Source organism: Mycobacterium sp. 1274761.0, assembly GCF_001668615.1.
Lineage (GTDB): Bacteria > Actinomycetota > Actinomycetes > Mycobacteriales > Mycobacteriaceae > Mycobacterium.
Window position 1 is genome coordinate 11,960 of the sequence record NZ_LZMC01000042.1, and the last position, 25,529, is coordinate 37,488.

Here is a 25,529-nt window from a genome sequence, read left to right on the forward strand (position 1 = left end):
AAACCCCTTACGGCACATAGCGATCCCACTGGTACGGCACGACAGGATAGAAAGGCGCGGCGAGCAGTGATTCGACACCGGCCTGCTCCCAGCGGTCAGTAAGCAGGGGACGCAACCGTTGACTGACCGCTACCGGGTCGTCGTCGAGGAAGCAGTAGGTGAGTAGCTGCCCCGAAGGGGCGCTGGCCAGGCGTGCGTCGACGTCTTGCGACGCCACCGACCAGACGCCACCAACGCCGTCGACGTCGACGAGGTCGACGGGCTCGGTCGTGCCCGTCTCCAACAGGAGGTACACACCCTGCGCGGGCCACCACGGCAGGACGTCGGCGCCGATCTTTATCCGCGGCGCCGCCACTTTCTGCTCAATCGCGTAGACACCGCGCTGAACCGGCGGCAGAAGGGGCAGCTTCCGGTCGGCACCGCCCAGCGCGTCGGAGAGTTCGAGGAACGGCGTCAGCCCGCTCTGATCGGTGAAGAAGTATGTCATCACGTGGTCGATTTGGTCGAAGCGCTCGTGGCTGACCGCGCGGGCGGCTCGGCACTCGGGTGTGGACACCAGTCGCAGGGATGCCCGAACACCGGCAAGTCGGTGCTGCTCGGGCCGGTGGTCGAGGGTGTGCCAGCGTAGGTACTCGGCGTCGCGCCCCTCCGGATGGCGTCGTGCCATGGAGACGAAGAGCGTTCCGATATCGCCGCGCCCTGCAGCGAGCACGCCGTCGACTTCGTCGGACGGAGTCCCTGGAAGAGTCACGTCGATCCTTCCCGCAGATGGATTTCGGGATGACGGGCTGCAATCATGCGTCGAAAGCCTTCGCGCCAATGCACTTTCGTCGTGCCCAGGATCTCGTGCATGCGTGTGACGTCCGGCCAGAGCGGCGTGTGCGCGTTGGGGGTGTACTCGAAGATGGGTTCGACGCCGACTAGCTCGCCCATGTAGGTGCAGTAGTCCTCGATGCTGACGGTCTCGCTGCCCGCCCAGTTGACGACGACCGGGGGAATGGCGGCAACTTCCATCGCGCGCATACCGAGCTCGACGTAGTCGTCCTCATAGATGGGGTTGTAGTTGTTCGGCTTGTCGGGGTGCAGCCGAATGGGTCTGCCCGCCAACATCGCCTCCAGGCGGTCGGCCGGGGCGCCGCCCTCGGGCCCATAGGTGGAGCAGATGCGGATGATCGTCAACGGGATACCGAAGTGGTCTGCCACCCAGGTGCACACCGACTCGGCGGCGACCTTCGAGAAGCTGTAGTTCGACCGCAGCGGCACACCGGGCGGGTCGGTTTCGCGTAGCGGGCGCTGGCCCTGGTAACCGTAGATCGATCCGGTCGAGCAGAAGACAAAGCCCTTGGCTGTTCGGCAATGATGCATCAGCGCACCGGAATTGTGGGCATTGGTCTTGACGCATCTGGTCCAGTCGTCGGTCCCGGTATCGACCGCCGCGTGAAACACGTAGCCGAAGTCGGCCGGCAGCTTCGAGAAGTCCGGGTCTGCCATGTCGAGGACGAACGGGGTGATACCGGCGGCCGAAAGCCTGTCCCGGTCAGCGGGCTCTCTCAGGCGAGCCGCGCCCCATACCTCGTTGCGTTTGGCGAGGGCGCGGGCTATCGGAAAAGCGATCTTGCCGGTCGCGCCGGTGATCAGGATCTTCTCGCCGTCGAGCACCCATCAGTCATAGCGCATCACCACCCAAATGTTAAGTACTTGATATGTTGGGTTCGTGCAATTGCGGTTCGATGATGACGTCGAGGCCTTTCGCGCGGAGTTCGTCGCGTTCCTCGAGGCGCATCTACCTCCCGAGGCGGAAGCGGCCGCGGAGCGCTCGCGGTCGACCTCGCATGTGCCGGAATGGTCGCGGCGGTGGCAGCGGCTGCAGTTCGACCACGGCTGGCTGCTGCCGGGAAACCCGCCCGAGTTCGGCGGCCGCAACGCCGGCGTCCTGGAACAGTTCGTGCATCGCGAGGAGCTGGCGCGACGCCGCATTTATCACGCCTTCAACCCGCAGGGCGTGGGCATCATCGCCGCGTCGCTGCTGTCGTTCGGCACCGACGAGCAGAAGCAGCGGTGGGCGGTACCGATTCTGCGTGCGGAGATCACCGCCTCGTTGGGGATGAGTGAACCGGGTGCGGGTTCCGACCTCGCGGGGTTGAAGACGCGGGCAGTGCTCTACGGGGACCACTTCATCGTCAATGGGCAGAAGGTCTGGACGTCGGGTGCGCATGACGCCGACGTCATCCTCTCCTTCGTGCGCACCGATCCTGACGCACCCAAGCACAAGGGAATCAGCGCGCTGCTGATCCCGACGGACACTCCCGGAGTCACGTGTCGGCCGTTTGCGAATGTGTACGACCGCAATGACCTGGATTTCAACGAGGTCTTCCTCACCGATGTGAAGGTGCCGGCCGAGAATCTAGTCGGTCCGCTCAACGGCGGCTGGAAGGTCGCCAACGGGTCGCTTGGTCACGAACGCACAATGATGTGGCTGCAGTTCGCGAACCGGCTGGGGCAGACGCTCGAGAGCTTCCAACCGGCGAGCCAGTTAGAGCGTGACCAGTTTGCCACCATCGCCATGGACTATCAGGCGCTGCGCTTGCTCGGGTCGGCTGCACTGGCGAAAGCCGCTCGCGGCGAAGGAGATACGGCCGGATTGTCGGTGCTGAAGGTGTTCGGGTCGGAGGCCGAACAGAACGCCTACCGCCACGTCCTGGAGGCGGCGGGTGCCGACGCGCTGGCTGACCCGGCGATGACGGCGCCGTATAACCCATACAGCCCAGCGCAATTCACGGCGGGCTGGTTCACGCGCTATATCGGCAGCTTCGCCGGCACCATCGCCGGCGGAACGTCGGAGATTCAGCGCAACATCATCGCCCAACACGTCCTCGGCCTGCCGACGCGCTGATGTCAGTTGGCACGTTAGCCGCCGCAGTTCGCGGCACGAAGTGGGTGCCGCGGGGTTGCTTTGCTGCATCAGAATGGTCGCGGCATGTCACTGGTGTGGTGTAGTGTCGAACACATGTTCGAAATGGTGTCGCCCGATGAGGCGGCCTTGGTCGACGAAATCGCGCGCTTGGAGCGGGTGAAGTCGGCCGCTGCCGCTGGTCAGGCCCGCGTGACGGCGGCCCTCGCCGAAAAGCGCCGCGCTGCTGAGGCCGCCGCCGGCGTGCCTCGCGCGAAGCAGTGCCGCGGCTTGGCCAGCGAAGTGGGGTTGGCTCGGTGCGATTCTCCTGCGCGCGGCGGCAGGCACCTGGGGTTCGCCACGGCGTTGGTGTTCGAGATGCCGCATACGTTGGCGGCGCTGGAGTGCGGCGCGCTCTCGGAGTGGCGGGCCACGCTGATCGTGCGGGAATCGGCGTGCCTGAGCGTCGAGGACAGACGGGCGTTGGATGCCGAGATGTGCGCCGACGTCGGCAAGCTCGACGGCAAGGGCGATAAGCAGATCACCGCCGAGGCCAAGTCGGTCGCGTATCGGCTCGATCCGCGAGCGGTGGTCGAACAGGCCGCCAAGGCCGAGCACGACCGCACGGTGACGATCCGGCCCGCCCCCGACACCATGACCTATGTGACCGCGTTGCTCCCGGTCGCCAAGGGAGTCGGTGTGTATGCCGCGTTGAAGCGGGCCGCCGACACGACCTTCGATGAGCGGTCGCGTGGTCAGGTCATGGCCGACACCTTGTTCGAGCGGGTTACCGGGCAGCCGGCCGATGTCGCGGACTCGGTGGCTGTCGATCTGGTGCTGACCGACGAGACACTGCTCGGCGACGACGAAAATGCGGCGGTGGTCGACGGCTACGGGCCCGTCCCCGCCTCAGTGGCCCGCAAACTGGTCGTGAGGGCCGTTGCCGACAAACGGTCGCGGTGCACGCTGCGGCGGCTGTACCGCCATCCCAAGTCGGGTCAGTTGGTGGCGATGGAGTCCCGGTCGCGGCGTTTCCCCAAGGGGCTCGCAAAGTTCATCGGGCTGCGTGACCGAGTGTGCCGCACACCGTATTGCGATGCGCCGATCCGACATCGCGACCATGCCCGGCCCTGGCATCGCGGAGGGCTTACCAGCGCCGAGAACGGCCTGGGCACGTGTGAACACTGCAATTACGTCAAGGAGTCGCCAGGCTGGCAAGTCACCGCGGCGTACGAGGAAAATGGCGCGCACACAGCGGAATTCGTCACGCCGACTGACCACCGTTACTGGTCAACGGCACCGCCACCGCCGGGCACGATGCGGGTACACCTCAGCAAGGTCGAGGTGAGAGTTGGCATAGCACTCGCCGAACGAGACGCCGCCTAGGCGGAGCTGGCCTCGGAAACCGGGCTGGGTTGTAGCGCCCGCAGCCCAGCCTTTCGGGTGAGGTAGTCGACCTGTAGGTAGATCGCGTAAAGGACGAGCGGCGGCAGAACCATGAACGGGATGTTCTCGCCGATGAATTTGAACCAGAAGCCGAACGCGCCCTGCCCGATGTCGTTGAATCCTGAGCCCACCTCGGACAAGTAGTACACCGAAGTGCTGCTCATCAGCACGGCGCAGCACGCGAACGCCACCCACAGGCAGCGGATGCGCGACTCTGCCGGTAGACCGCGGCGGACCAGCCGGCTCCAGGTCGCGATGACGACGATGCCGGTTGTCACGCCGACGACCTCCAACCCGAACGTCAGAGGATTGCCGCTGACGTACCGAGTGTCGGCGAGGCCGTACTGCCACCACAGCCACCTGAATCCCGGATCCGTCGTAGGTCCCCACCAGCCCAGCGGCGCCCCGACCAGGAACACCAATTCGTAGCCGATCTGGCTGAACGCGGTATAGGGGAGATAGAACAGCGTGAGTTCGGCCGCCTTGTCGAGCCGAGATCGCCGTTCTCCCGGTGCATCCCACAGCAGCACCAGTGGAAGCAGTATCACAGGGATGCCGAACAGTAGGTTCGCGATGACGTCGGAGGCGAACGTCGGCTCGATGATGCCGGTGCCCACGCCGATCGTCATGGCGCCGAACACCAGGGCCGTGAAGGCCGCAACGGCGAGATAGATCCGCTTGCGATGCGGCGCCCACGGCTGTGCGAAGTTGGGTTCCCCATCCGACATCGTCGTCATCGCCGTCACGCTCCTACCCGAGCAATATCAACTAGTTGCTATTGCGGGTGGAAGCCTATACCTGCGCCGGCGCGTTGACCAGTGAATGAAGTTAGGCGAAGCGCTTAGCCTCGCTGCGGCGCTGGAGCGGCGAGTTCGCGCAATGACGACAGGAATAGTTCGTCCATCCGTGGACTCAATTCGGCCAGCGTCGCCGAGCTGGCATAGCTGGCAGAGCCGAAGACGCGTTCGAGCGACTCAGCTGCCGTGGCGGCGCCGATGGAAAGACAAAGGCAGGCAACGCCTTCGGTACGCAACTCCTCCAAGGCCTTGTGAACGTCGGCCTCGGCGTACCTACCTTCATAGCCGTCGTCGTAGGGATACCCGTCGGAAAGCACGAGCAGCAGCCGGTTAGGTGTGCCGGCCTCTGCTTTGAGGATCTCACCCGCACCGCGAATCGCGGCGCCAAGCCGCGTATAGCTCGACGGCTGCAGCTGGTTGAGCCTAGCCCGCCCCACGGCGCCGAAACTCTGATCGAACGTCTTGATGACGGGCAAATGCACGGCGTGGCGACCCTGCGATCGAAATGCGTAGACCGCGACGCGGTCACCAAGCTCTTCCAGTGTCACGGCCAGGGTGGCCGCCGCCCGTCGCTGGTGGTCATGCACGGCGAGGCCGTCGGGGTCGGCGTCTACGGCAGACCCGGAGGCGTCGATGAGAATGAGCACGCCGAGATTGCGGGCAAGTTTGCGGCGCTCCAGATAGACATGCTCGGGCGCCGAAAAGCCGGACTGCAGATCGATGAAGAGGTCGATGAGCGCCTCGATGTCGAGGTCGTCGCCATCGGCACGGCTGCGAAGGACCTTCGGTCCGAGTCCGACGCGGGCAAGGCGACGCCGCAGCACATCGTCGTGCGCGACACCGGCATTCGTGACGTCCGCCGCGACGGTCAGCGGAAAGTCGATCACCCGGCACCAGTCAGGCTTGTACCGGTCGTTGAAGACGTCCCACTCCGGATACAGGGCACCGCCTACACCGACCGCAGCGCCGGGCTTACCGTCATCGCTGAAGTGAATCTTGGTAGGTAGCGGGCGGGCGTTCGGCCCAATCTCCTGCACCCGCCGGATCGACCGAACCGTCATCTCGGCGCCCGCGGCACCTTCCCCGTCGGATCGCTTACCGCCGAACATTTTTCGGAAGTAGTCCGATACCGACTGGTTGTTGAATAGCGGGCTCTCGAACAACTTAAGGATCTTGCTCTCGTTCGACTTCCCGCCGTCGTCATCCTCGTCCTCGTCGTCGTGCTCTGAGTCCGGCATGTCGATGGGATTGAACTGCAGCTGCAGATCTTTGTTGGTCGTTTGTCCACCGGGTCCGGCAGACGACCCCAACAACCGGGAGGGTTTGATGACACCGAACCACGCCGGCGGATCGGGGATCTCGGCTCGGCTCTTGGCCACCCCGAGCGACTCGGCGGCGCTCGCGGTCCTGGGCTGCCGGTCTGGCACAAATGCGGCATCGAGTGGGATCTGTCGGGTGAGTTCGGTGAGGACCCGCTGGCCTTCGAGTGCCAGATAACGACGTGCCAACGTCGAGCGTGCCCGCAGCGCCTTCACCAGGGACGGGTCAAGGCTGCCCGCGCCGAGAAGTGCGGCCTGAACCAGCATTTCGCGCCGCTGCTCGGAGACGGAACCTCCAGCCGAGACGAAGATGAACTGGCCGTTGGTGTGTGCAGGCTGGCCAGCCGGCGCCTCGGCGACGTCGACGGACCTACCCGCGACGTAGGTGGCGAGGAAGCGGAAGCGAGCGGGATCGGATATGTCGGTCACGTTTGGGGCAGAACGGAATTTACGAGTTCATCGAGAGCGCGAATGACATCGGCGTCGTCCGAGAGTACCTCGACGACGGCGGCGTGCACGGCACTGCGCAAATTCAGTCCTTCGGCTGCGAGGCCACCGGCGAGGATCAGCATGCGGGTGGAGGACACTTCGCGCAATGGTGAGCCCTCGAGATTTCTGATGGCGTACGCGAGCTTCACCAACGACCGTGCGGTCTCGGTGTCGACCCCTGCTTCGTAGGCAACCACCTCGGTCTCGATCTCGGGGGAGGGATAGCCGAGTTCGATCGCGATGAACCGCTGTCGCGTCGACTCTTTCAGGTTCTTCAGCACGCTCTGGTAACCCGGGTTGTAGGAAATCACCAATTGAAAGCCCGGTGCCGCAGTCAAAGTCGTGCCGAGCCGGTCGACGGGAAGCTCACGGCGATGATCGGCGAGCGGGTGGATGACCACGGTGGTGTCCTGTCGCGCCTCCACCACTTCGTCGAGATAGAAGATGGCGCCTTCGCGCACGGCGCGGGTCAACGGACCGTCCACCCAAACCGTCTCGCCGCCTTTCAGCAGGAATCGACCGACCAGATCGGCCGACGTCATGTCCTCGTGGCCGGCGACGGTGATCAACTCTCGTCCGAGCTCGTGGGCCATGGCTTCCACGAAGCGCGTCTTCCCGCATCCCGTCGGGCCTTTCAACAACACCGGCAGACCACGGCGGGCCGCCGCGCGGAAGACCTGCACCTCGTCGCCCACCGCACGATAAAACGGCGCTTCCGGGACAGGGGTCACGACCGCAGAAGTATTGTTGCGCAACTTATTTTCCTCGCTCTAACGGGACATTCTTCGGAAGATCGACGCCATCGGGTAGGACGAGCTGGCCGTCATGGTTGATGTAGCCGGAATTCGTCAGGGGCATCGGCAGTGCCGGGTCCGGGCATGGCCGATCGGTGTCTTCGCCGCAGATGCCCATCAGGAAGTACGACCGCTTGAGGACATCCTCCGGCCAGGGATCTTGGTGCATCGCGAAGAACTGTGCCGGAATGTTGTAGAAGACAAAGAAGAACGCGCTGCACGCAGCGAAGATCGCCAGGAAGCGGGTGAGTTGCTGCTTCACGAAACCGCCGCGCACCCGGTCGAGTCCGCGTTCGACGAACGTCCGGCCGCGGTCGTCGGTGAAGTAGCGCAGGCAGCACAGACCGGCCTGGACACCGCCCCACATGAGGCCTTCGTAGAGCGGCCACTGGTAGTACGTGCCGGCATTGACCGACAGCGCCTGAATTGCGCCCGGATAGGTGAACAACCCCATCGGCATGAGGAACAGGCCTTCGATGACGAAATCGAAGAGGAAGGTCCAAGCGATCACCACGCCGATCAGGCCGACGGTGTTGATGTTGGGCCAGCGCTTCTTGGCCAGACGCATGACCCAGCATCCGAGCATGGTGCACAGCAGGACGAAGAAATAGCCCGGGGCGTTCATCAGGACCGGTTCGGCCATCATGGCGCCCGGTTCCCCGAACGACACCCATCCTGGAATGTCCTGGACCCATGAGCCCATGTTCCACATCCAGGTGTTGTAGGTGCTCCAGGTATTGAAGAAGTTCAGCAGCGGATCCTGAAACCACAGCAGTCCGCACGACACGAACAGCATGCCGTCGAGGGTGATGCGGCGCTCCCGACGCCACGGCCGAATGAGGAACCACCACACGGCAATTGGCATGCCGATGACGATCACCGTGGTCCAGGTGAACAGGATCGCCTTCATGAACGTCGGCGGATCACTCGGTCCTGCGGGAACCCGCTCGAAGTTGGGCCCGGAGATCCAGCGGATCCAGACATACAGCTGGAAGGCGAGGATCACGGCGCCGAACGCCGCCCAGATTTTCACCGCGGGGATCTTCGATTGCGGCTCCGCGCCCAGCGACGCGTCGGGCAGAGGCTCGGTGACAACGCGTTTCTTCTGGGATAGGTCACTCATGTGACGCCGTCTCCTCTGCGGTGTGGTCGATACGTAGTGGCCAATGATCCAAAAATCTACCAGTCGGTATCTGAATGACCAAGGGGTCAAAATTTGTGGCAAGATTGCCGCATGATCGAACCGTGGACCCGCGAGCGGCGCCTCGAGCGCACCCGTTCGTTGCTCCTCGATGCCGCCGAGCAAGTGTTTGCCGAAAAAGGATTTGTACCCGCGACGCTCGATGACATCGCCGGGGCTGCGGGATATTCGAAGGGCGCCATCTACAAGTACTTCGCCACGAAGGAAGACCTGTTCCTCGCGGCGAGCGACCGGTACTGGCGTCGCTATTTCGACAACTTCGCTGAGGTGATGTCGGCGTCCGACCACTTCGGCCCGCACGAACTCGAGGAAGTCGCCGCGCGGTGGCGACGGCTCAGCCAGGACCGCGGCGCCGAGCACGCGGCACTGGGCATCGAGTTCAACCTGTATCTCCTTCGTAATCCCGAAGCACGAGAACGCGTGGCGGCCAAACGGTCAGAGGTAGTCGATCAGCTCGCAGAGTTCATCGTCGAGGGAATCGAGCGGCTCGGGGCGACGATGCTGATCCCTGCGGCGACCTTCGCCCAGATCCTCATCGCCACCACCGATGCCGTCGAATTGGGCAGCCAGCTGGACGACGTCGACCTCTACCGGCCGATCCTCGAGATGTACGTATCGGCCATCAAGATGCCCTGAGCCCTCACTTGCCCCGGTCGAACGGCACCGTCTCGGGCACCTGCTTGCCTTCCGGGAGGACGAGTTCGCCGTCCTTATTGATGTAGCCGGACCACCTGCTCGGTAGTGGCAGGCTGGGGTCGGGGCAGGGGAATTCAGACCCGTCACCGCACACCCCGCCGTTGAAGTACGACCGCTTCAGGTGGTCTTCTGGCCACGGGTCGGAGTGCATGGCGAACCACTGGACGGGAACGTTGTAGAGGAAGAAGAAGCACGCGCTCACCGCGGCGAAGATCGCCAGGAACCGGACGAACTGTTGCCTGACGAAACCGCCCCGGATACGGTCCAATCCGCGCTCAACGATCGTGCGGCCACGGTCGTCGGTGAAGAAGCGCAGGCAGCACAGGGCCGTCTGGACGCCGCCCCACAGGAGCCCTTCGTAAACAGGCCATTGGTAATACGTGCCGGCATTGAACGACACCGCCCGGATGGCGCCGGGATAGGTGTAGAGCCCCGTCGGCAACAGGACAAGGGCCTCCATCACGAAGTCGAACACGAAGGCGATGGCGTAGGTCACCAGGATCAGACGCACGTTGCTGATGTTGGGCCACCGCGACTTGATCTTGCGCATCACGAAGCAGCCGACGATCGTGATCAGCAGAACCCCGTAGGCATATCCCACCGAGTTCGTCAGCAAGGGCTCGGGCACCATCCGGCCGGGTTCGTCAGGTGAGAACCACCCCGGTAGGTGCGGTGTCCATGCGCCCCGGTTGAACAGCCAGGTGTTGTAGGTGCACCACGTGTTGAAGTAATTCAGCAGCGGGTCCTGGAAGAACATCAGGCCCATCGACAGGAAAAGCATGCCGTCCAAAGTGATTCGCCGTTCGCGGCGCCACGGCCGAATGAAGAAGTAGTAGAGCGCGAACGGCAGGCCCACCCAGAGAACAACCGCATTCGCGATGAGCGGGATCTTCATGTACAGCGGCACCGGGGTCGGACCGGCGTACACCTGCTGGAAGTACGGGCCGGTGATCCACTTGCCCCACACCCACAACTGGAGAAGCAGGACCGCGGCGCCGAACGTCGCCCAGATCTTGACAGCGCTCGAGGGACGCTGTCCCTCCGCACCGAGTGCGGTCACCGCGCCGGCCGGTTCGGTGACTGCAGGTTGTCGCTTGCTCGATAGGTCGCTCACGTCGCCTCCTGGAGACTGCCCGGCCACTGCCAGCATCAAGATACCAATGAGTATCTGAATGTCCAACAGGGTTCTGGGATTCTGTGGCAGACTTTTTTCATGGTGGAGCGGTGGACGCGGGAACGGCGCCTCGAACACACGCGCTCACTGCTGCTGGATGCCGCTGAGGAAGTCTTCGCTGAAAAGGGTTTCATCTCAGCGACTCTCGACGACATCGCGCGCGCGGCCGGTTACACAAAGGGCGCCATCTACAAACACTTCGCCACCAAGGAGGACCTCTTCCTGGCGGTAAGCGACCGGTATTGGCGGCGCTATTTCGACAATTTCGCCGAGGTGATCTCCGCCGATCATGTCGGATCGCGCGAACTCGACGAGATCGCTGCGCGGTGGCGCCAGATCAGCCACGAGCGCGGCGCGGAGCACGCAGCGCTGGGCCATGAATTCACCCTGTACCTGCTGCGCAATCCCGAAGTGCGTGAGCGGGTGGCGCAGAAGCGTTTAGAGGTCGTCAAGGACCTCGCGAAGTTCATCGTCGCCGGCATCGACAGGCTCGGCGGGACATTGCTGATCCCGCCGTTGACCTTCGCGCAGGTGCTCGTGGCCACCAGCGATTCCGTCGTGCTGAACAGCGAACTCGACGAGGTCGACCTGTACCGGCCCGTCATCGAGATGTACATCTCTGCGATCAAGCTGCCCTGACTACTGCGCTACGGGAGCTCAATTGTTGCCTCCGGCAACCGAAATGGATTTCGTCTCGGTGTAGCTTTCGATGCCCTCACGGCCGAGCTCGCGTCCGTAGCCGCTGCCCTTGACCCCGCCGAACGGCGCGAACGGGTCCATGGGGTAGCCCTGGTTGACGCCGAACGTGCCGGTGCGGATGTGTTCGGCGACGGTGAGCCCGCGCTCGCCGTCGGCGGTGAACACCGAACCGGCCAACCCGTAGTCGGAGTCGTTGGCAACGCTCACCGCTTCGTCCTCGTCGGCGTAGGCGATGACGGTCAGCACCGGGCCGAAAATCTCTTCACGGGCGATGCGCATGCCGTTGTCGGCCTGATCGAAAAGGGTGGGACGCACGTACCACCCCTTGTCGATGCCGTCGGGCATCTCGGTGCCGCCCACGACCAGACGGGCGCCGCCGGCCTGGCCCGCATCGATGTAGCCCCGCACGCGCTCCTGCTGGCGCTGGGCGACCAGCGGACCGACCTGCGTGGCGGCATCGGTCGGATCCCCGACCACCAACGACGACATCTCAGCGGCTAATGCGTCGGTGAATTCGCCGGCTCGCTTGGCGGGCACCAGAATTCGGGTCAGCGCGTTGCAGATCTGGCCGCTGTTGCTCAAGCTCGCCGACCGCACACCGGCCGCGACGGCGCCCGGATCGGCGTCGTCGAGCACGATCGCGGCGGACTTGCCGCCGAGCTCGAGGCTGACGCGTTTCAGGTCGGCCGCGCACGCCGCCGCGACGGCCTTGCCCACGGTTGTCGAGCCGGTGAAGGACACCTTGTCGACGCCAGGGTGCTTCACCAGGTACTCACCGACGGCACCGTCGCCGGGCAGCACGCTGACCACGCCCGGCGGCAGATCCGACTCGGCGAGGATTTCGGCGAGCAGCAACGCGTTCAGCGGCGACTCAGGCGCGGGCTTGAGGACCACGGTGCAGCCGGCCAGCAGCGCCGGAATCAGCTTGGTGACGGTGAGGAACTGCGGCATGTTCCACGGCACGATCGCGGCCACCACCCCGACGGGCTCTCGACGAATGTGGACGTCGGACCCGTATCTGCCCGGCCGTGCTTCGGTCCACGGGAACGTGTCGGCCAGGTCGCAGAACGCCGTCATCATCGACCATGGCAGTGCGACCTGTGCGCGCTGGGCGAAGCTGATCGGCGCGCCGATCTCGGACGTGATCACCTCGGCCATGTCCGACCGCCGCTGGCCGTACGCCTCGGCGACGTTGCGCACGGCGGCGATCCGCTCGGCCGGACGCAGGCGCGGCCACGGCCCCTTGTCGAAGGCGTTGCGCGCCGCAGCCACCGCCGCGTCGACGTCTTCGGGGCCCGCGGCGGCCACGCGCGCCACCGGCTCCTCGGTATGGGGGGAGACGATGTTGATTCGGTTATCGGTGCTGGCTGTGGTCCACGTGCCGCCGATGAACAGTTCCTCCGAGCGCACCCGTTCGACTCCCTCCTGCCGAGCAATATCAACTACTTGCGATTGTGACATGGAGCATATACCGTCGGCGCTGCACCTCCCGGCGCGGTCGGGCCGGGACGCAGGGTCGACAGGAGTAAGCAATGGCTCGCTTTCCCAAACCGCCAGAGGGAAGTTGGACGGAGCACTATCCGGAGCTGGGCACCGGTCCCGTCTCCTATGAGGATTCGATCAGCCCCGAGTTCTTTGAGAAGGAACGCAAGGCCATATTCAGGCGGGCGTGGCTCAATGTTGGTCGCGTTGAGCAGGTTCCGCGTAAGGGCAGCTACTTCACCAAAGAGCTGAAGGTCGTGAACACGTCGATCATCGTCGTGCGCACCACGTCCGGTGAGGTGAAGGCCTACCACAACATCTGCCGTCATCGCGGCAACAAGCTGGTGTGGAATGACCTGCCGCTGGAGGAGACCAGCGGGGTGTGTCGGCAGTTCACCTGCAAGTACCACGCCTGGCGCTACGACCTGGACGGCAACCTGACATTCGTGCAGCAGGAGTCGGAGTTCTTCGACATCGACAAGAGCCGCTACGGTCTGGTTCCGGTGCACTGCGAGGTGTGGGAAGGGTTCATCTTCGTCAACTTCGCCAAAGAGCCCGAACAGTCCCTGCGCGACTTCCTCGGACCGATGATCACGAGTCTCGAAGGCTATCCGTTCGACAAGATGACGTCGCGGTTCTACTACCGGTCGGAAGTAAAGGCCAACTGGAAGCTCTACATGGACGCGTTCCAGGAGTTCTACCACGCACCCGTGCTGCACGCGAACCAGTCGCCCACCGCGTACTCGAAGGCGGCGGCAGAGGCCGGATTCGAAGCGCCGCATTACCGCATCGAAGGACCGCACCGTCTGGTGAGCACGTCCGGTGTGCGGGCCTGGGAGATGGCCGACGAGATGCGCAAGCCGATCGAGGATATCTGCCGCAGCGGCCTGTTCGGGCCATGGGACAAACAGGATCTGGGAGAGATGCCTCCGGGACTGAACCCGGCGAAATGCGATCCCTGGGGCCTGGATTCGTTCCAGCTGTTCCCCAACTTCGTCGTTTTGTTCTGGGGCCAAGGTTGGTACCTGACCTACCACTACTGGCCGACGTCGTACAACACCCACATCTTCGAGGGCACCGTGTACTTCCCACAGCCCCGCACGCCGCGTGAGCGCATCGCTCAGGAGTTGGCCGCCGTCTCGTTCAAGGAGTACGGCCTTCAGGACGCGAACACCCTCGAAGCCACCCAGTCGATGATCGAATCGCGGGTCCTCGACGACTTCCTGCTGTGCGATCAGGAGGTGCTGATTCGCCATCTGCACAAGGAAACCGCGGCCTGGGTCGAGGACTACGAGCGCAAGACGGCAGGGGTGTGAGATGACCGATACCGCTACCATGACAGCGAAACTGCCGCCCGAATTCGCTGATTTGGAAGAGTTTTCCGACTGGTGTCTGCCGACCGAGGCGGAGCGCTATGCCAAGCGGTTGGCCAGTTCCATGCACGAGATACAGGCCTTCTACGACGCCGTCACAGCACGTGCCGAGGAAGCGATCGCCTACTGCGACAAGTTCCCTCTAGATGACCTGCCCGAGGATGTGCTCAACCTGATGCATCTTCTCTATTCGATGATCCAGGTGTCGTTTCCGGTCGAGTGCTGGAAGCAGCCGAAGGTGCCGGACTCGGGCGCCACGACGCTGGACTGCGTGTCAGAACCCGTACCGTGACCCAGACAGTCCTACGCGCGGCCCGCTGGGCCGACGTCGAGGCCGGCGAGGTCCGCTCACCGGCCGTGGTGGTCGTCGAGGGCAACCGCATCTCCGCGGTGAACCCCACTGCGGCGCCACCAGATCCGGCACGCGACATCGATCTGGGCGATGTCACGCTGCTGCCCGGGCTGATGGACATGGAGCTGAACCTGCTCATCGGTGGGCCGGGTGGGCCAGAGGGGTTGCCCACCCCGATGCATGGCGTGCAGGACGATCCCGCCTATCGCACCTTGCGCGGTGCGGTCAACGCGCGGACCACCCTGGAAGCCGGCTTCACGAGCGTGCGCAACCTCGGCCTGATGGTCAAGACGGGCGGTTACCTGCTCGACGTGGCGTTGCAGCGCGCGATCGACCAGGGCTGGCACGTCGGCCCGCGCATTTACCCTGCGGGGCATGCGGTGACGCCGTATGGCGGTCATCTCGATCCGACGGTGTTCCAGCGGCTCGCGCCCGGCATCATGCCGCTGTCGGTGGCCGAGGGCATCGCCAACGGCGTCGATGACGTCCGAGCCTGCGTGCGCTACCAGGTGCGGCACGGGGCCAAGCTGATCAAGGTGTCGGCCTCCGGCGGGGTTATGTCTCACAGCACCGCACCGGGTGCGCAGCAGTATTCCGACGAGGAGTTCGCCGCGATCGCCGACGAGGCGCACCGCGCCGGGGTGCGGGTGGCCGCGCATGCGGTGGGGGACAGCTCGATTCGCGCATGCATCAAGGCGGGTATCGACTGCATCGAACACGGCTTCCTCGCCAGCGACGACACCATTCAGCTGATGGCCGACACCGGCACCTTCCTGGTGTCGACCACCTATCTGACCGAAGCGATGGCCGTCGACCGCATCGCTCCGGAGTTGCGCAAGAAGGCCGAGGAGGTGTTCCCGCGGGCGCAGTCGATGTTGCCGAAGGCGATCGCGGCCGGCGTGCGCATCGCCTGCGGCACGGATGCCCCGGCCATTCCGCATGGCCAGAACGCCAAGGAACTGCGAGCCCTCGTCGATCGAGGCATGACGCCGATGCAGGCGATCCGGGCCGCGACCGTCATAAGCGCCGAACTGATCGAGGCCGACGACGAATTAGGCCGTCTGGCACCCGGATACCTTGCCGACATCATCGCCGTGCCAGGTGATCCGTCGACCGACATCTCCACCACACTCGACGTGCGGTTCGTGATGAAGGACGGTCAGATCTACAAACACGACGAGAGTTGACGTCATGGCTGAAGACCTCGGCATGGAACTGGTCGACAACATCCTGTGGCACCTCAAGCAGGCGTGGTACTTCTCGCTGACCGCCGTGAATGACGCGGTGAGCCAGCACGGTGTCAGCACGGCGCAGATCGGTGTGCTGCGCCAGCTCGCCAACGAGCCGGGGCTCTCCGGCGCCGAACTCGCGCGCCGACTGCTGATCACTCCCCAGGGCGTGCAGCTGGCCATGAAGGCCCTGGAACAACGTGGGCTCGTCGAGCGCAAACCGGACCCACAGCACGCCCGAATCCTGAAGGCATACCTGACCGATCAAGGCCGTGACGTCGCCGCCGCAGTGGTCAGCGACGCGATCGCTGCCCACGAGGCGGTGTTCGGTGTGCTGACGCCCGAGGAACAACAGACTCTGCGCGACCTACTGGCACGCGTCGTGGAAAAGGGCACGGGGCACACCCTCGCCGGCGACCACATCAGCGAATAGTCGTTGTGCTCAGCGCCGAAGTCGCGGCTAACGACAACACGGGGCCCATCGCCATAGTTCGGCAGACAAGTACTTGAGATTAGTCGCAAGTACTTGATACTCTCGCGGTGATGTCGGAACAAGCCGCCGAATTTGCGCCGCTGCGCATCAAGCGCGTGGTGCGCGAGACCAGCGACGCCGTGTCGCTGGTGCTCGACGTGCCCGCCGAATGCTCGCATCGTTTCCGCTATAAGGCGGGCCAGTACCTCACCCTGCGGGTGAAGGTCGCCGGCGATGATCACCGGCGGTGTTACTCGATGTCGTCGTCGCCCCACAACGGCGGCGAACTGCAGATCACGGTCAAGCGCGATCCCGGTGGGTTGGTTTCCAACTACCTCAACGACACCGCGGCGACCGGCGTCGAAATCCACGCGTCGCCACCGGAGGGTCGATTCGTCCTGAGCGACTCCGACCGTGACATCGTCGCCTTCGCTGGTGGCAGCGGGATCACACCGGTCTTCTCGTTGATCGGTTCGGCTCTGGTGAGCACCAACCGACGCATCAGGTTGTTCTATGCCAACCGAAGCCGGGACTCCGTGATCTTCGGGGAATCGCTGCGTGCGCTCGTCGAGGCCAACCCCGCTCGGCTGGCGCTGACCGAGCACTTCGACGAGGAGTCCGGCGTCGTGCAGCGCGCCGCGATCCAGTCGTTCATCGACGCGGCCACCGATGCCGACTACTACATCTGCGGCCCCGGCCCGTTCATGGACACCGTCGAAGAGACGTTGCTTGGCGCGGCCGTTCCGCGCGAACGGTTGCATCTCGAGCGGTTTCAGGTGGAACCGGTGCCGGCCGACGCGGCGGAAAGCTCGGTAGCGACCGAAGAGGTCGTCATCGAACTGGATCGTAAGACCGTCACCGCCTCCTACCGGGCCGGCAACACGCTGTTGCAGACCGCCCGCATGGCGGGTCTGAAGGCGCCGTCGTCCTGCGAAACCGGGTCGTGTGGGACGTGTATGGCGCGCATCGAGTCCGGCAGCGCGCGGATGCTCAACAACGACGCGCTCGACGACGATGAAGTGGCCGAAGGCTGGGTGTTGACGTGTCAATCTCTGCCAACGAGCCGAATAGTCCACGTGGTCTACGAGTAGAGGCGGTGCCAGTGACGCGGGTAGCAGTGGTGACAGGGGGCGCTTCGGGCATGGGCGAGGCGACCTGCCACGAGCTCGGGAGACGCGGCCATAAGGTCGCCGTGCTCGACCTCAACGGTGAAGCGGCCCAGCGGGTTTCCGAAGAGCTGCGCGCTGACGGCGTGACGGCGCTGGGGGTAGCCGTCGACGTCAGCGACCGCGCGGCCGTCGAGGAAGCGTTCGCCAAGGTGCGCAGCGAAATGGGGCCGGTGCACATTCTGGTCACCAGCGCCGGCGCGGTCGATTGGGCTCCGTTCACGCAACTCAGCCTCGCGGCGTGGCAGCGACTGATCGACGTCAACCTCACCGGCACGTTCCACTGCTGTCAGGTCGCGATCCCGGACATGATCGACGCGGGGTGGGGCCGCATCGTGATGATCTCCTCGTCCAGTGCCCAGCGCGGTTCACCCCAGATGGCGCACTATGCCGCGTCCAAGGGCGCACTGCTTTCGCTGACGAGATCGCTTGCCCGCGAGTTCGGCCCGGTGGGTATCACGGTGAACAACATCCCGCCGTCGGCCATCGAGACCCCGATGCAGCACGCGGGTCAGGCGGCCGGACACCTGCCCCCCAACGAGCAGATGGCTGCCAGCGTGCCGCTGGGCCACCTTGGCACCGGCGACGATATCGCCGCGGCGGTCGGGTTCCTGTGTTCCGAGGAGGCCGGATTCATTACCGGCCAAGTGCTCGGCGTCAACGGCGGATCGGTGATGTGATGAGTTTGTTAGCACGAGAGGGAGGTTCGCATGGGGAAGTGGCCTAAGCCGGCAGAGGGCAGCTGGACGCAGCATTACCCGGAACTGGGCACCGCGCCCATCTCGTTCCGAGACTCGATATCCCCCGAGTTCTACGAACTCGAACGCGAGGCCGTCTTCAAGCGGGCGTGGCTCAACGTCGCCCGCGTCGAGGAGCTCCCGCGCGTCGGCAGCTACCTCACCAAGGAAATCGACGCGGTCAGAACGTCGGTGATCGTGGTGAAGGGTAAGGATCAACAGATCCGCGCCTTCTACAACGTCTGCCGACACCGCGGAAACAAGCTGGTGTGGAACGACTTTCCCAACGAGGAGGTCAAGGGCACCTGCCGGCAGTTCACCTGCAAGTACCACGGTTGGCGTTACGACCTCAAGGGTGATCTGACGTTCGTCCAGCAAGAGGGCGAGTTCTTCGACCTCGACACCGACAAGTACGGGCTCAAACCGATCAACTGCGACGTATGGAACGGGTTCATCTTCATCAACTTCGATCCCGAACCACGCTGGAGCCTGCGGGAATTCCTCGGGCCGATGATCACCGCGCTCGACGACTATCCGTTCGGGCTGATGACCGAGCGCTACGACTTCGAGGCGCACAACAACAGCAACTGGAAGATCTTCGCCGACGCGTTCCAGGAGTACTACCACGTGCCGTCGCTGCACAGTCAGCAGGTGCCCAGTGCGGTGCGTCAACCCAACCAGACGTTCGAGTGCGGGCACTTCCAGATCGACGGCCCCCACCGTCTGGTGTCGACCGCGGGCACCCGCCGCTGGCTGCTGGATCCCGAGTACATGTATCCGGTCGAACGCATCACGCGCAGCGGGCTTGTCGGACCGTGGCGGACCCCGGAGACGCACCAGTCAGCCGGTCTCAACCCCGGCGGGATCGAACCGTGGGGCATCACCAACTTCCAGATTTTCCCCAACCTGGAGATTCTGATCTACCACGGTTGGTATCTGCTCTACCGCTACTGGCCGACCTCGCACAACACCCATAAGTTTGAGGCCTACAACGCATTTCATCCGGCGCGGACGGTGCGCGAGCGAATCGAACACGAGGTTGCCTCGGTGGTGCTCAAGGAGTTCGCGCTACAGGATGCGGGCATGCTCGGCGGCACGCAGGCCGCGCTGGAGTACGGCCTGGGAGAACCGGTCGTCGACGATTTCCCGCTGTCCGACCAGGAGATCCTCGTGCGTCACCTGCACCACGAGGCCGTCAAATGGGTCGAGGAGTACAAGTCCGAACGCGCACCGGTGGGAGTGTGATCGTGACCGAACCCCGTCTTCCCAGCGCCTTCGCCGAATTCGAGAAGTTCGCCGAGAAATGGTGTCTGGCAACCGAACCCGAGCGGTGGGAGGCGCGCCTGTCGACTCCGATGTCGGAGATCCGGGAGTTCTACGATGCGTTCTCGCCACGCTTCGAGGAGGCCATCGACTACTGCGACAAGTTTCCCCTTGAGGATGTGCCCGACGACGCGCTGAACCTGTTGCACCTCATCTACTCGATGATCATGGTCTCGATGGCCGTCGAGATCTTCGGCACGCAGAAGCCGGCCGACTCCGCCGATGCGGAAATGCACCGCGTCAGTGCGCCGGTGCCGTGACGCGCACGCGAGGAGCAATAACGTGACGCGCACGCGAGGAGCAATAAGGTGACGCGCACGCGAGGAGCATTAACGTGACAGGAGAAGCATGAGTCTGCTGACGATCAACAAGCTCACCGCGTCGGTCGGCGCGGAGGTCACCGGGCTGGACTCGTCATCGCTGGGTGACGAGACGCTGGGTGCAGCTGTCCTGAATGCCTTGGAGGACAACGGCGTACTGGTGTTCCCTGGTCTGCGGCTCGAACCCGAGGCACAGGTGGAGTTTTGCCGCAGGCTCGGTGATATCGACCATTCGTCGGACGGACACCATCCCGTCGCGGGCATCTATCCCGTCACGCTCGACAAGTCGAAGAACTCGTCGGCGGCGTATCTGCGCGCAACCTTCGACTGGCACATCGACGGGTGCACGCCGACCAACGACGAGTACCCGCAGAAGGCGACGGTGCTTTCGGCGGTCCAGGTGGCCGAGCGGGGCGGGGAAACGGAGTTCGCGAGTTCCTACGGCGCCTACGACTCGCTGAGTGGCGAGGAGAAGGAGCGGCTCGCCCCGCTGCGCGTCGTGCACTCGCTGGAGGCATCCCAGCGTCGCGTCAACCCGGATCCCAGCGACGAGGAGCTCGCGCGGTGGCGTGCCCGGCCCACCCACGAGCACCCCCTGGTGTGGACCCACCGCAACGCGCGCAAGTCACTGGTGCTGGGGGCGTCGGCCGACTACGTGGTCGGCATGGACGTCGACGACGGCCGCGCGCTGTTGGCTTCGCTGCTGGAGCGCGCCACCACCGACGACAAGGTGTACAGCCACAGCTGGTCGGTCGGAGACACCGTCATCTGGGACAACCGCGGTGTGCTGCATCGCGCGGCCCCCTATGACCCCGATTCACCGCGGGAGATGCTGCGCACAACAGTGCTCGGCGACGAGCCCATCCAGTAAGGCGTACCCCCTCGTTGACGCGGCGCAGCCGCTATGGAAATCTAATACCCGCAGATGAGAATCACGTTCTCTTCATCCGAGATCATGGAGTGGCAATGGCGGAGGACCTCACCTCGGTCGACTTCTTTCGGGACAGTCGTCTGACCGACGACCCGTATCCGTTCTATGCGGCGCTGCGCAACAAGTGCCCGGTCAGCCGCGAGGACCACTACGGCGTGACGATGGTGACTGGGTGGCAGGAGGCCGTCGACGTCTACAACGACGCCGAGACGTTTTCGTCGTGCATCTCGGTGACCGGACCGTTCCCGGGATTCCCGGTATCCCTGGAGGGCTTTGAAGACGGAGACGTCACCGAGATCATCAAGGAGCACCGCGACGAGATCCCGTTCAGCGACCAGCTGCCGACGCTGGATCCGCCGACCCACACCAACCACCGCGCCCTGCTGATGCGGCTGATCACGCCCAAGCGCCTCAAGGAGAACGAGGATGCGATGTGGCAGATCGCCGACGACATCCTCGAGGGCTACCTGGCACCGGGGCAGGGCGAGTTCATCACAGGCTTCGCCGGGCCCTTCACCTTGCGCGTCATCGCCGATCTGCTGGGTGTGCCCGAGGAGGACCGACCCGAGCTGCTCGAGCGGCTGGCGCGCGGCACGCACGGCAGCGGCCTCGGTAATGCCGAGAAGACGCTGGCCAAGACTCCGTTGGAGTACCTGTACGACGTGTTCGCAGAGTACGTCGAGGACCGTCGGCGTGACCCCCGTGACGACGTGCTGACCGGGCTGGCGACCGCGACGTTCCCCGACGGCTCGGTGCCCGAGGTCGCCGACGTGGTGCGGGTGGCCACCAACGTCTTCTCCGCCGGCCAGGAGACCACCGTGCGGTTGCTCGGCACGGCGTTGAAGGTGCTGGGCGACCATCCTGACATCCAGCAGAAGCTGCGAAACGACCGTAGCCTGCTGCCGAACTTCATCGAAGAGTGCCTGCGCATCGAGAGCCCAGTCAAGGGTGACTTCCGGCTGTCGCGCGTGCCGACCACCGTCGGCGACGAAGCACTGCCCGCGGGCTGCACGGTGATGGTGATCAACGGGGCGGCCAACCGCGACCCGCGTCGGTTCGACGACCCCGACACCTTCGACCCCGAGCGCAAGAACGCACGCCAGCACCTGGCCTTCGGCCGCGGCATCCACAGTTGCCCCGGTGCGCCGTTGGCCCGCGCGGAAACCCGCGTCGGCCTGGAGCGGTTGCTGGACCGCACGACCGACATCCGCATCAGCGAGGCGAAACACGGCCCGGCGGGAAGTCGCCGCTACCAATACATTCCGACCTACATCCTGCGCGGACTGACCGAACTGCACCTCGAATTCGACCTGGCAGAAGGTGATTCATGAAGGTCAGTGTCGACGAGGACAGGTGCCGCGGCCACGGCATGTGCCTGACGATATGTCCTGACGTATTCCACATGACCGACGACGGTTACGCCGTCGCCGATCCTGAGGAAGTGCCTGCGGGTCTCGAGGACTCCGCCAAAGAGGCCATTGTGAACTGCCCCGAACAAGCCATCGTCGAAACCGATTGAAAGCCAGTCAAGGAGAGTCAGTGCCGAAGGGTTACGTAGTCATCACCGAGGACGTCAAGGATCCCGCCGGGATGGCCGAATACGCCAAGCTCGCAAGTCAGACGATGGCCAACGCGACGATCCTCGCGTTCGACAGCAACGTCGAACAGATCGAAGGCGAGTGGCACGGCACCCAGACCGTGCTGCTGGAGTTCGAGTCGCCGGAGGCGGCCCGCGAGTGGTACAAATCCGATGCCTATCAGGAGGCCGCCAAGCTTCGGCAGGCCGCGGCCGACTGCAACGGCGCAATCCTGCACGGCCTCGGCTGAATTCTGTTCGAGCGCTCGCGGCCGCGCGAGCGTGCGCTGACTGCTGAAATTCCGCGGCGTGTCATGTGCAGACACGCACGCTCGCGGTTATGAGCGGGGCAGCACGCGCACCGGCACACTCGACCAGCCCGCCACGTTCGACATGGCGACCCGCTGGCACTCATCCCACAGCACCTCGTAGCGCGGCATGAAGTCGAGCAACCGCTCGAGCGCGATCGCGCTTTCCATCCGCGCCAGCGCCGCGCCCAAACAGCTGTGCACCCCGTAACCAAACCCGAGGTTCTGGGCTTCGGTGCGATCGCGGTCGATATCGAAAGTGTCTGCGTCGGTGAATGCCTCGGGATCGCGGTTCGCCGAACCACCAAGCAGGAAAACGGGTTTTCCTGCCGGAATAGTGACACCATGCAGCGTTACATCCTTCATTGAGCGCCGCACGTTGTACTGGTTCGGCGCTTCGTACCGCAGCAGCTCCTCGACCGCAGCCGGGATCTTGCTGCGGTCGTCGAGCAACTTCTGCCACTGGTCGGGGAAGCGCGCGAAGGTCACCGCCGCGTTGCCGACGAGCTTGGTCACGGTCTCGGCGCCTGCTCCGCCCAAAAGTGTTGCGAATCCGGCGATCTCGACGTCGTCGAGCTGCCGGGTCTCGCCGTTTGCGTCCTTGACTTCTGCGGCGATCAGCCGGCTGAACATGTCGTCTTGGGGCTCGGCTCGTCGTTCTTGAATGAGGTTGTAGTAGAACCCCATCAATTCCACAACAGCTTGCCTGCCCTCCTCGGACATCTCGATTTGACCGGGCTCACGTCGTAGCGAAGTGTCGCCCCATTCCCTGACTTTCTGGCGGTATTCCTCCGGCACGCCGAGCATCTGGCTGATCACGTCGACCGGGAACAAGGCGGCGAAATCCTGCACCACGTCGACGTGATCGGCGTCGGCCGTCGGCATGTAGCGGTCGATCGTCTGGGTGACCATCGGTCTCATGTTCTCGATGGCTCGGGGCGTGAAGACTTTGTTCACCAGGCTGCGCATGTGCCGGTGCTCAGGTGGGTCCATGATGATGATCATCTTCACGGGAGGCGGTTCGTTCGACTTCAACATCGCCAGGTCGAGGCCGTACGCCGACGAGTACGTTTCGAAGTCCTTGAAGGCCGCCGCGACGTCCTCGTGCCGGGACAACGCGTAGAAGTCATATTCGGAGTTGTAATAGACCGGCGCTTGTTCGCGCATGCGGCGATAAATTTCGTACGGCCCGTTGAAGAACTCCTCGGAGAACGGATCGAAGACGAGTTCGGAAGTGGTCATTCGTCTTTGATGGAGATCGCCTGCCGAGGACACTGTCGCACCGCTTCCTTTACTTGGTCTTCGTTCTCCGGCGTCACCTCGTCCTGCAGGACATGCAGATAGTCCTGGTCGTCCAGGTCGAACACTTCGGGGATGATGCCCATACAGACCCCGTTGCTCTCACACAGCCCGAAGTCGACTTCAATTTTCTTCGTCATCGCAAGACCCTCACCGGGACGTGCTGATAGCCGGCGACGTTCTGCATGTGCACGCGCTTCAGCCCAGCGAAGTCGAGCTCGTAGCGCGGCATGAAGTCGAGCAGGTGCTCGAGCGCGATCGTGGTTTCCAGCCGGGCCAACGCCGCGCCGAGGCAGCTGTGGATGCCGTAGCCCAGGCCGAGATGGGGCGACTGCGTCCGGTCCCGGGTGATGTCGAACGTCTCCGCGTTGTCATATGCGCGCGGGTCACGGTTGGCGGCCGCCTTCATCAGGAACACCGGCTTGTTCGCGGGAATGGTGCCGCTGGGCACCACGGCTTCCTTGAGCGTGTAGCGCACGTTGTACTGCACCGGACCGACATAGCGGAGCAGCTCCTCGACGGCGGCAGGCACCAGGCTGCGGTCGTCGAGCAGCATCTGCCATTGCTCGGGGTTACGCGCGAACTCGACGACGGCGCTGCCGACCAACTTGGTGACCGTCTCGGCGCCCGCGCCACCCAGCAGCGCGAGGAAGCCGGTGATCTCGATGTCGTCGAGCTGGCGCATTTCGCCGTTCTCACCGGGAATCTCAGCGTCGATCAGCCGGCTGATCATGTCGTCCTGTGGATTCTGGCGATGCTCCTGCACCAGCCCGTAGTAGTAGATGCCGGCGTCGATGTTGGCCTGCATGTTCTCTTCGGACAGTTGGAGCTGGCCCGGCTTGACCTCCAGGCCCTTGTCGATCCAGTGCCGGACCTGCTGGCGGTACTCCTCGGGCACACCTGCCATCCGAGTGATCACCTCTACGGGGAAAGGCCCGGAGAAGTCCTGCACCACGTCGAAGTTGTCGCGGTCGACCTTGCTCAGGTAGTGCTCGACCAGTTCGACGACGGTCTCACGCTGAGACTGGATCGCCCTCGGAGTGAACGCCTTGTTGAGCAGGCTGCGCATGAACCGGTGCTCCGGAGGATCCATGAAGATGATGGATTTCTGAAACTCGTCGCCGGACTTGACCATGTGTAGATGACAGCCGCGGGTGGACGAGAACGACTCGTGGTCCTTGAGCGCCGCAGCCACGTCCTCATGCCGGGTCAACGCGTAGAAGTCCAGCTCCTCGTCGTAGTAGATCGGAGCCTCGTCGCGCATCCGCCGATAGATGGCGTAGGGATCGTCGAAATACTCCTGCGAATACGGGTCGAACACCAGTTTTGGCTTGATCATGATCTCCTCACCTTCAGCGGGGGCCGACGCCGGGGAGCGTTACGAGAGGTGCTTGAACTGTAACTCTATCGGAAACGACGTTTCCAATACAGAGAACGACACATTCAATCGCGGTGT

General features: G+C 64.1%; 27 protein-coding genes. 16 read left to right on the forward strand and 11 right to left on the reverse strand.

Annotated elements, in window-relative coordinates; genetic code table 11:
• Nucleotides 1–7: 7 nt before the first annotated feature.
• Entirely contained in the window at nt 8–751 is a 744-nt protein-coding gene (locus tag A5651_RS07255; protein WP_066977484.1) for a hypothetical protein, read from the reverse strand.
• On the reverse strand, nt 748–1,659 hold the full coding sequence (locus A5651_RS07260) for an NAD(P)-dependent oxidoreductase (RefSeq protein WP_066977487.1): 912 nt from the start codon (nt 1,657–1,659) through the stop codon (nt 748–750). The genes A5651_RS07255 and A5651_RS07260 overlap by 4 nt, the downstream gene beginning before the upstream one ends.
• A 55-nt stretch (nt 1,660–1,714) precedes the next feature.
• Between A5651_RS07260 and A5651_RS07265 the strand changes: the two genes are divergently transcribed.
• Nucleotides 1,715–2,893 (forward strand): acyl-CoA dehydrogenase family protein, encoded by a 1,179-nt coding sequence (locus tag A5651_RS07265; protein ID WP_066977490.1) that lies wholly within the window; start codon nt 1,715–1,717, stop codon nt 2,891–2,893.
• A gap of 114 nt (nt 2,894–3,007) precedes the next feature.
• Nucleotides 3,008–4,276, forward strand: coding sequence for an HNH endonuclease signature motif containing protein (locus A5651_RS07270; protein WP_066977493.1), 1,269 nt, complete (start codon nt 3,008–3,010; stop codon nt 4,274–4,276).
• On the opposite strand, the gene A5651_RS07275 is transcribed toward A5651_RS07270, so the two are convergent.
• The 4 genes from A5651_RS07275 to A5651_RS07290 form a co-directional block, all read right to left on the reverse strand.
• Nucleotides 4,273–5,064, reverse strand: a complete 792-nt coding sequence (locus A5651_RS07275; RefSeq protein WP_369803921.1) for an emopamil-binding protein — start codon at nt 5,062–5,064, stop codon at nt 4,273–4,275. The two genes, A5651_RS07270 and A5651_RS07275, sit on opposite strands and share 4 nt — an antisense overlap.
• Before the next feature lie 113 nt (nt 5,065–5,177).
• Nucleotides 5,178–6,881, reverse strand: coding sequence for a nitric oxide reductase activation protein NorD (locus A5651_RS07280; RefSeq protein WP_066977496.1), 1,704 nt, complete (start codon nt 6,879–6,881; stop codon nt 5,178–5,180).
• Nucleotides 6,878–7,696: a CbbQ/NirQ/NorQ/GpvN family protein gene (locus A5651_RS07285; protein WP_066977499.1), complete on the reverse strand. Its 819-nt coding sequence runs from the start codon at nt 7,694–7,696 to the stop codon at nt 6,878–6,880. Before A5651_RS07285 ends, A5651_RS07280 begins: the two co-directional genes overlap by 4 nt.
• A gap of 1 nt (nt 7,697) precedes the next feature.
• Nucleotides 7,698–8,858 carry a spirocyclase AveC family protein gene (locus A5651_RS07290; protein ID WP_066977500.1) on the reverse strand — a complete coding sequence of 387 codons (1,161 nt, stop codon included), beginning with the start codon at nt 8,856–8,858 and terminating at the stop codon, nt 7,698–7,700.
• A gap of 111 nt (nt 8,859–8,969) precedes the next feature.
• On the opposite strand from A5651_RS07290, the gene A5651_RS07295 reads away from it, so the two are divergent.
• Nucleotides 8,970–9,572 carry a TetR/AcrR family transcriptional regulator gene (locus A5651_RS07295; protein WP_066977503.1) on the forward strand — a complete coding sequence of 201 codons (603 nt, stop codon included), beginning with the start codon at nt 8,970–8,972 and terminating at the stop codon, nt 9,570–9,572.
• Between the two features lie 4 nt (nt 9,573–9,576).
• Here A5651_RS07295 and A5651_RS07300 read toward each other — a convergent pair whose 3' ends face one another.
• Nucleotides 9,577–10,746, reverse strand: a complete 1,170-nt coding sequence (locus tag A5651_RS07300; RefSeq protein ID WP_156662699.1) for a spirocyclase AveC family protein — start codon at nt 10,744–10,746, stop codon at nt 9,577–9,579.
• A gap of 99 nt (nt 10,747–10,845) precedes the next feature.
• On the opposite strand from A5651_RS07300, the gene A5651_RS07305 reads away from it, so the two are divergent.
• Nucleotides 10,846–11,445, forward strand: coding sequence for a TetR/AcrR family transcriptional regulator (locus A5651_RS07305; RefSeq protein ID WP_066977510.1), 600 nt, complete (start codon nt 10,846–10,848; stop codon nt 11,443–11,445).
• Nucleotides 11,446–11,463: 18 nt separating this feature from the next.
• On the opposite strand, the gene A5651_RS07310 is transcribed toward A5651_RS07305, so the two are convergent.
• Nucleotides 11,464–12,915 (reverse strand): aldehyde dehydrogenase, encoded by a 1,452-nt coding sequence (locus A5651_RS07310; RefSeq protein ID WP_066977512.1) that lies wholly within the window; start codon nt 12,913–12,915, stop codon nt 11,464–11,466.
• A gap of 122 nt (nt 12,916–13,037) precedes the next feature.
• Here A5651_RS07310 and A5651_RS07315 point away from each other — a divergent pair, with 122 nt between their 5' ends.
• The 12 genes from A5651_RS07315 to A5651_RS07370 all read left to right on the forward strand — a co-directional run bounded on the left by A5651_RS07315 (nt 13,038) and on the right by A5651_RS07370 (nt 22,717).
• Entirely contained in the window at nt 13,038–14,303 is a 1,266-nt protein-coding gene (locus A5651_RS07315) for an aromatic ring-hydroxylating dioxygenase subunit alpha (protein ID WP_066977515.1), read from the forward strand.
• Nucleotide 14,304: 1 nt separating this feature from the next.
• Entirely contained in the window at nt 14,305–14,652 is a 348-nt protein-coding gene (locus A5651_RS07320; RefSeq protein WP_231988604.1) for a hypothetical protein, read from the forward strand.
• Nucleotides 14,649–15,899: an amidohydrolase family protein gene (locus tag A5651_RS07325; RefSeq protein WP_066977518.1), complete on the forward strand. Its 1,251-nt coding sequence runs from the start codon at nt 14,649–14,651 to the stop codon at nt 15,897–15,899. The genes A5651_RS07320 and A5651_RS07325 overlap by 4 nt, the downstream gene beginning before the upstream one ends.
• 22 nt (nt 15,900–15,921) lie before the next feature.
• Nucleotides 15,922–16,374: a MarR family winged helix-turn-helix transcriptional regulator gene (locus A5651_RS07330; RefSeq protein WP_066977721.1), complete on the forward strand. Its 453-nt coding sequence runs from the start codon at nt 15,922–15,924 to the stop codon at nt 16,372–16,374.
• Between the two features lie 110 nt (nt 16,375–16,484).
• The gene (locus tag A5651_RS07335) at nt 16,485–17,504 is read left to right on the forward strand and encodes a ferredoxin--NADP reductase (RefSeq protein ID WP_066977521.1); all 1,020 of its coding nucleotides are present in this window, start codon (nt 16,485–16,487) and stop codon (nt 17,502–17,504) included.
• 11 nt (nt 17,505–17,515) lie between these two features.
• On the forward strand, nt 17,516–18,259 hold the full coding sequence (locus A5651_RS07340) for an SDR family NAD(P)-dependent oxidoreductase (protein ID WP_066977524.1): 744 nt from the start codon (nt 17,516–17,518) through the stop codon (nt 18,257–18,259).
• 30 nt (nt 18,260–18,289) lie between these two features.
• Complete coding sequence (locus A5651_RS07345) at nt 18,290–19,561, forward strand: aromatic ring-hydroxylating dioxygenase subunit alpha (RefSeq protein WP_066977527.1); 1,272 nt, start codon at nt 18,290–18,292, stop codon at nt 19,559–19,561.
• Nucleotides 19,516–19,899, forward strand: a complete 384-nt coding sequence (locus A5651_RS07350; RefSeq protein WP_066977530.1) for a hypothetical protein — start codon at nt 19,516–19,518, stop codon at nt 19,897–19,899. Before A5651_RS07345 ends, A5651_RS07350 begins: the two co-directional genes overlap by 46 nt.
• Nucleotides 19,900–19,987: 88 nt before the next feature.
• Nucleotides 19,988–20,830, forward strand: a complete 843-nt coding sequence (locus A5651_RS07355) for a TauD/TfdA family dioxygenase (protein ID WP_066977532.1) — start codon at nt 19,988–19,990, stop codon at nt 20,828–20,830.
• A 95-nt stretch (nt 20,831–20,925) separates the two neighbouring features.
• Nucleotides 20,926–22,221 (forward strand): cytochrome P450, encoded by a 1,296-nt coding sequence (locus tag A5651_RS07360; protein ID WP_066977536.1) that lies wholly within the window; start codon nt 20,926–20,928, stop codon nt 22,219–22,221.
• Complete coding sequence (locus A5651_RS07365) at nt 22,218–22,409, forward strand: ferredoxin (RefSeq protein WP_066977539.1); 192 nt, start codon at nt 22,218–22,220, stop codon at nt 22,407–22,409. Before A5651_RS07360 ends, A5651_RS07365 begins: the two co-directional genes overlap by 4 nt.
• Nucleotides 22,410–22,429: 20 nt before the next feature.
• Nucleotides 22,430–22,717 carry a DUF1330 domain-containing protein gene (locus tag A5651_RS07370; RefSeq protein ID WP_066977542.1) on the forward strand — a complete coding sequence of 96 codons (288 nt, stop codon included), beginning with the start codon at nt 22,430–22,432 and terminating at the stop codon, nt 22,715–22,717.
• Between the two features lie 87 nt (nt 22,718–22,804).
• Here the strand turns inward: A5651_RS07370 and A5651_RS07375 are convergent, their stop codons facing one another.
• Genes A5651_RS07375 through A5651_RS07385 form a run of 3 tightly spaced genes read right to left on the reverse strand, consistent with a single transcriptional unit; the run spans nt 22,805 to nt 25,412 of the window.
• The gene (locus A5651_RS07375; protein WP_066977545.1) at nt 22,805–24,016 is read right to left on the reverse strand and encodes a cytochrome P450; all 1,212 of its coding nucleotides are present in this window, start codon (nt 24,014–24,016) and stop codon (nt 22,805–22,807) included.
• Entirely contained in the window at nt 24,013–24,213 is a 201-nt protein-coding gene (locus A5651_RS07380) for a ferredoxin (protein WP_066977547.1), read from the reverse strand. Before A5651_RS07380 ends, A5651_RS07375 begins: the two co-directional genes overlap by 4 nt.
• Nucleotides 24,210–25,412, reverse strand: coding sequence for a cytochrome P450 (locus A5651_RS07385; RefSeq protein ID WP_066977550.1), 1,203 nt, complete (start codon nt 25,410–25,412; stop codon nt 24,210–24,212). The genes A5651_RS07380 and A5651_RS07385 overlap by 4 nt, the downstream gene beginning before the upstream one ends.
• Between the last annotated feature and the right edge of the window lie 117 nt (nt 25,413–25,529).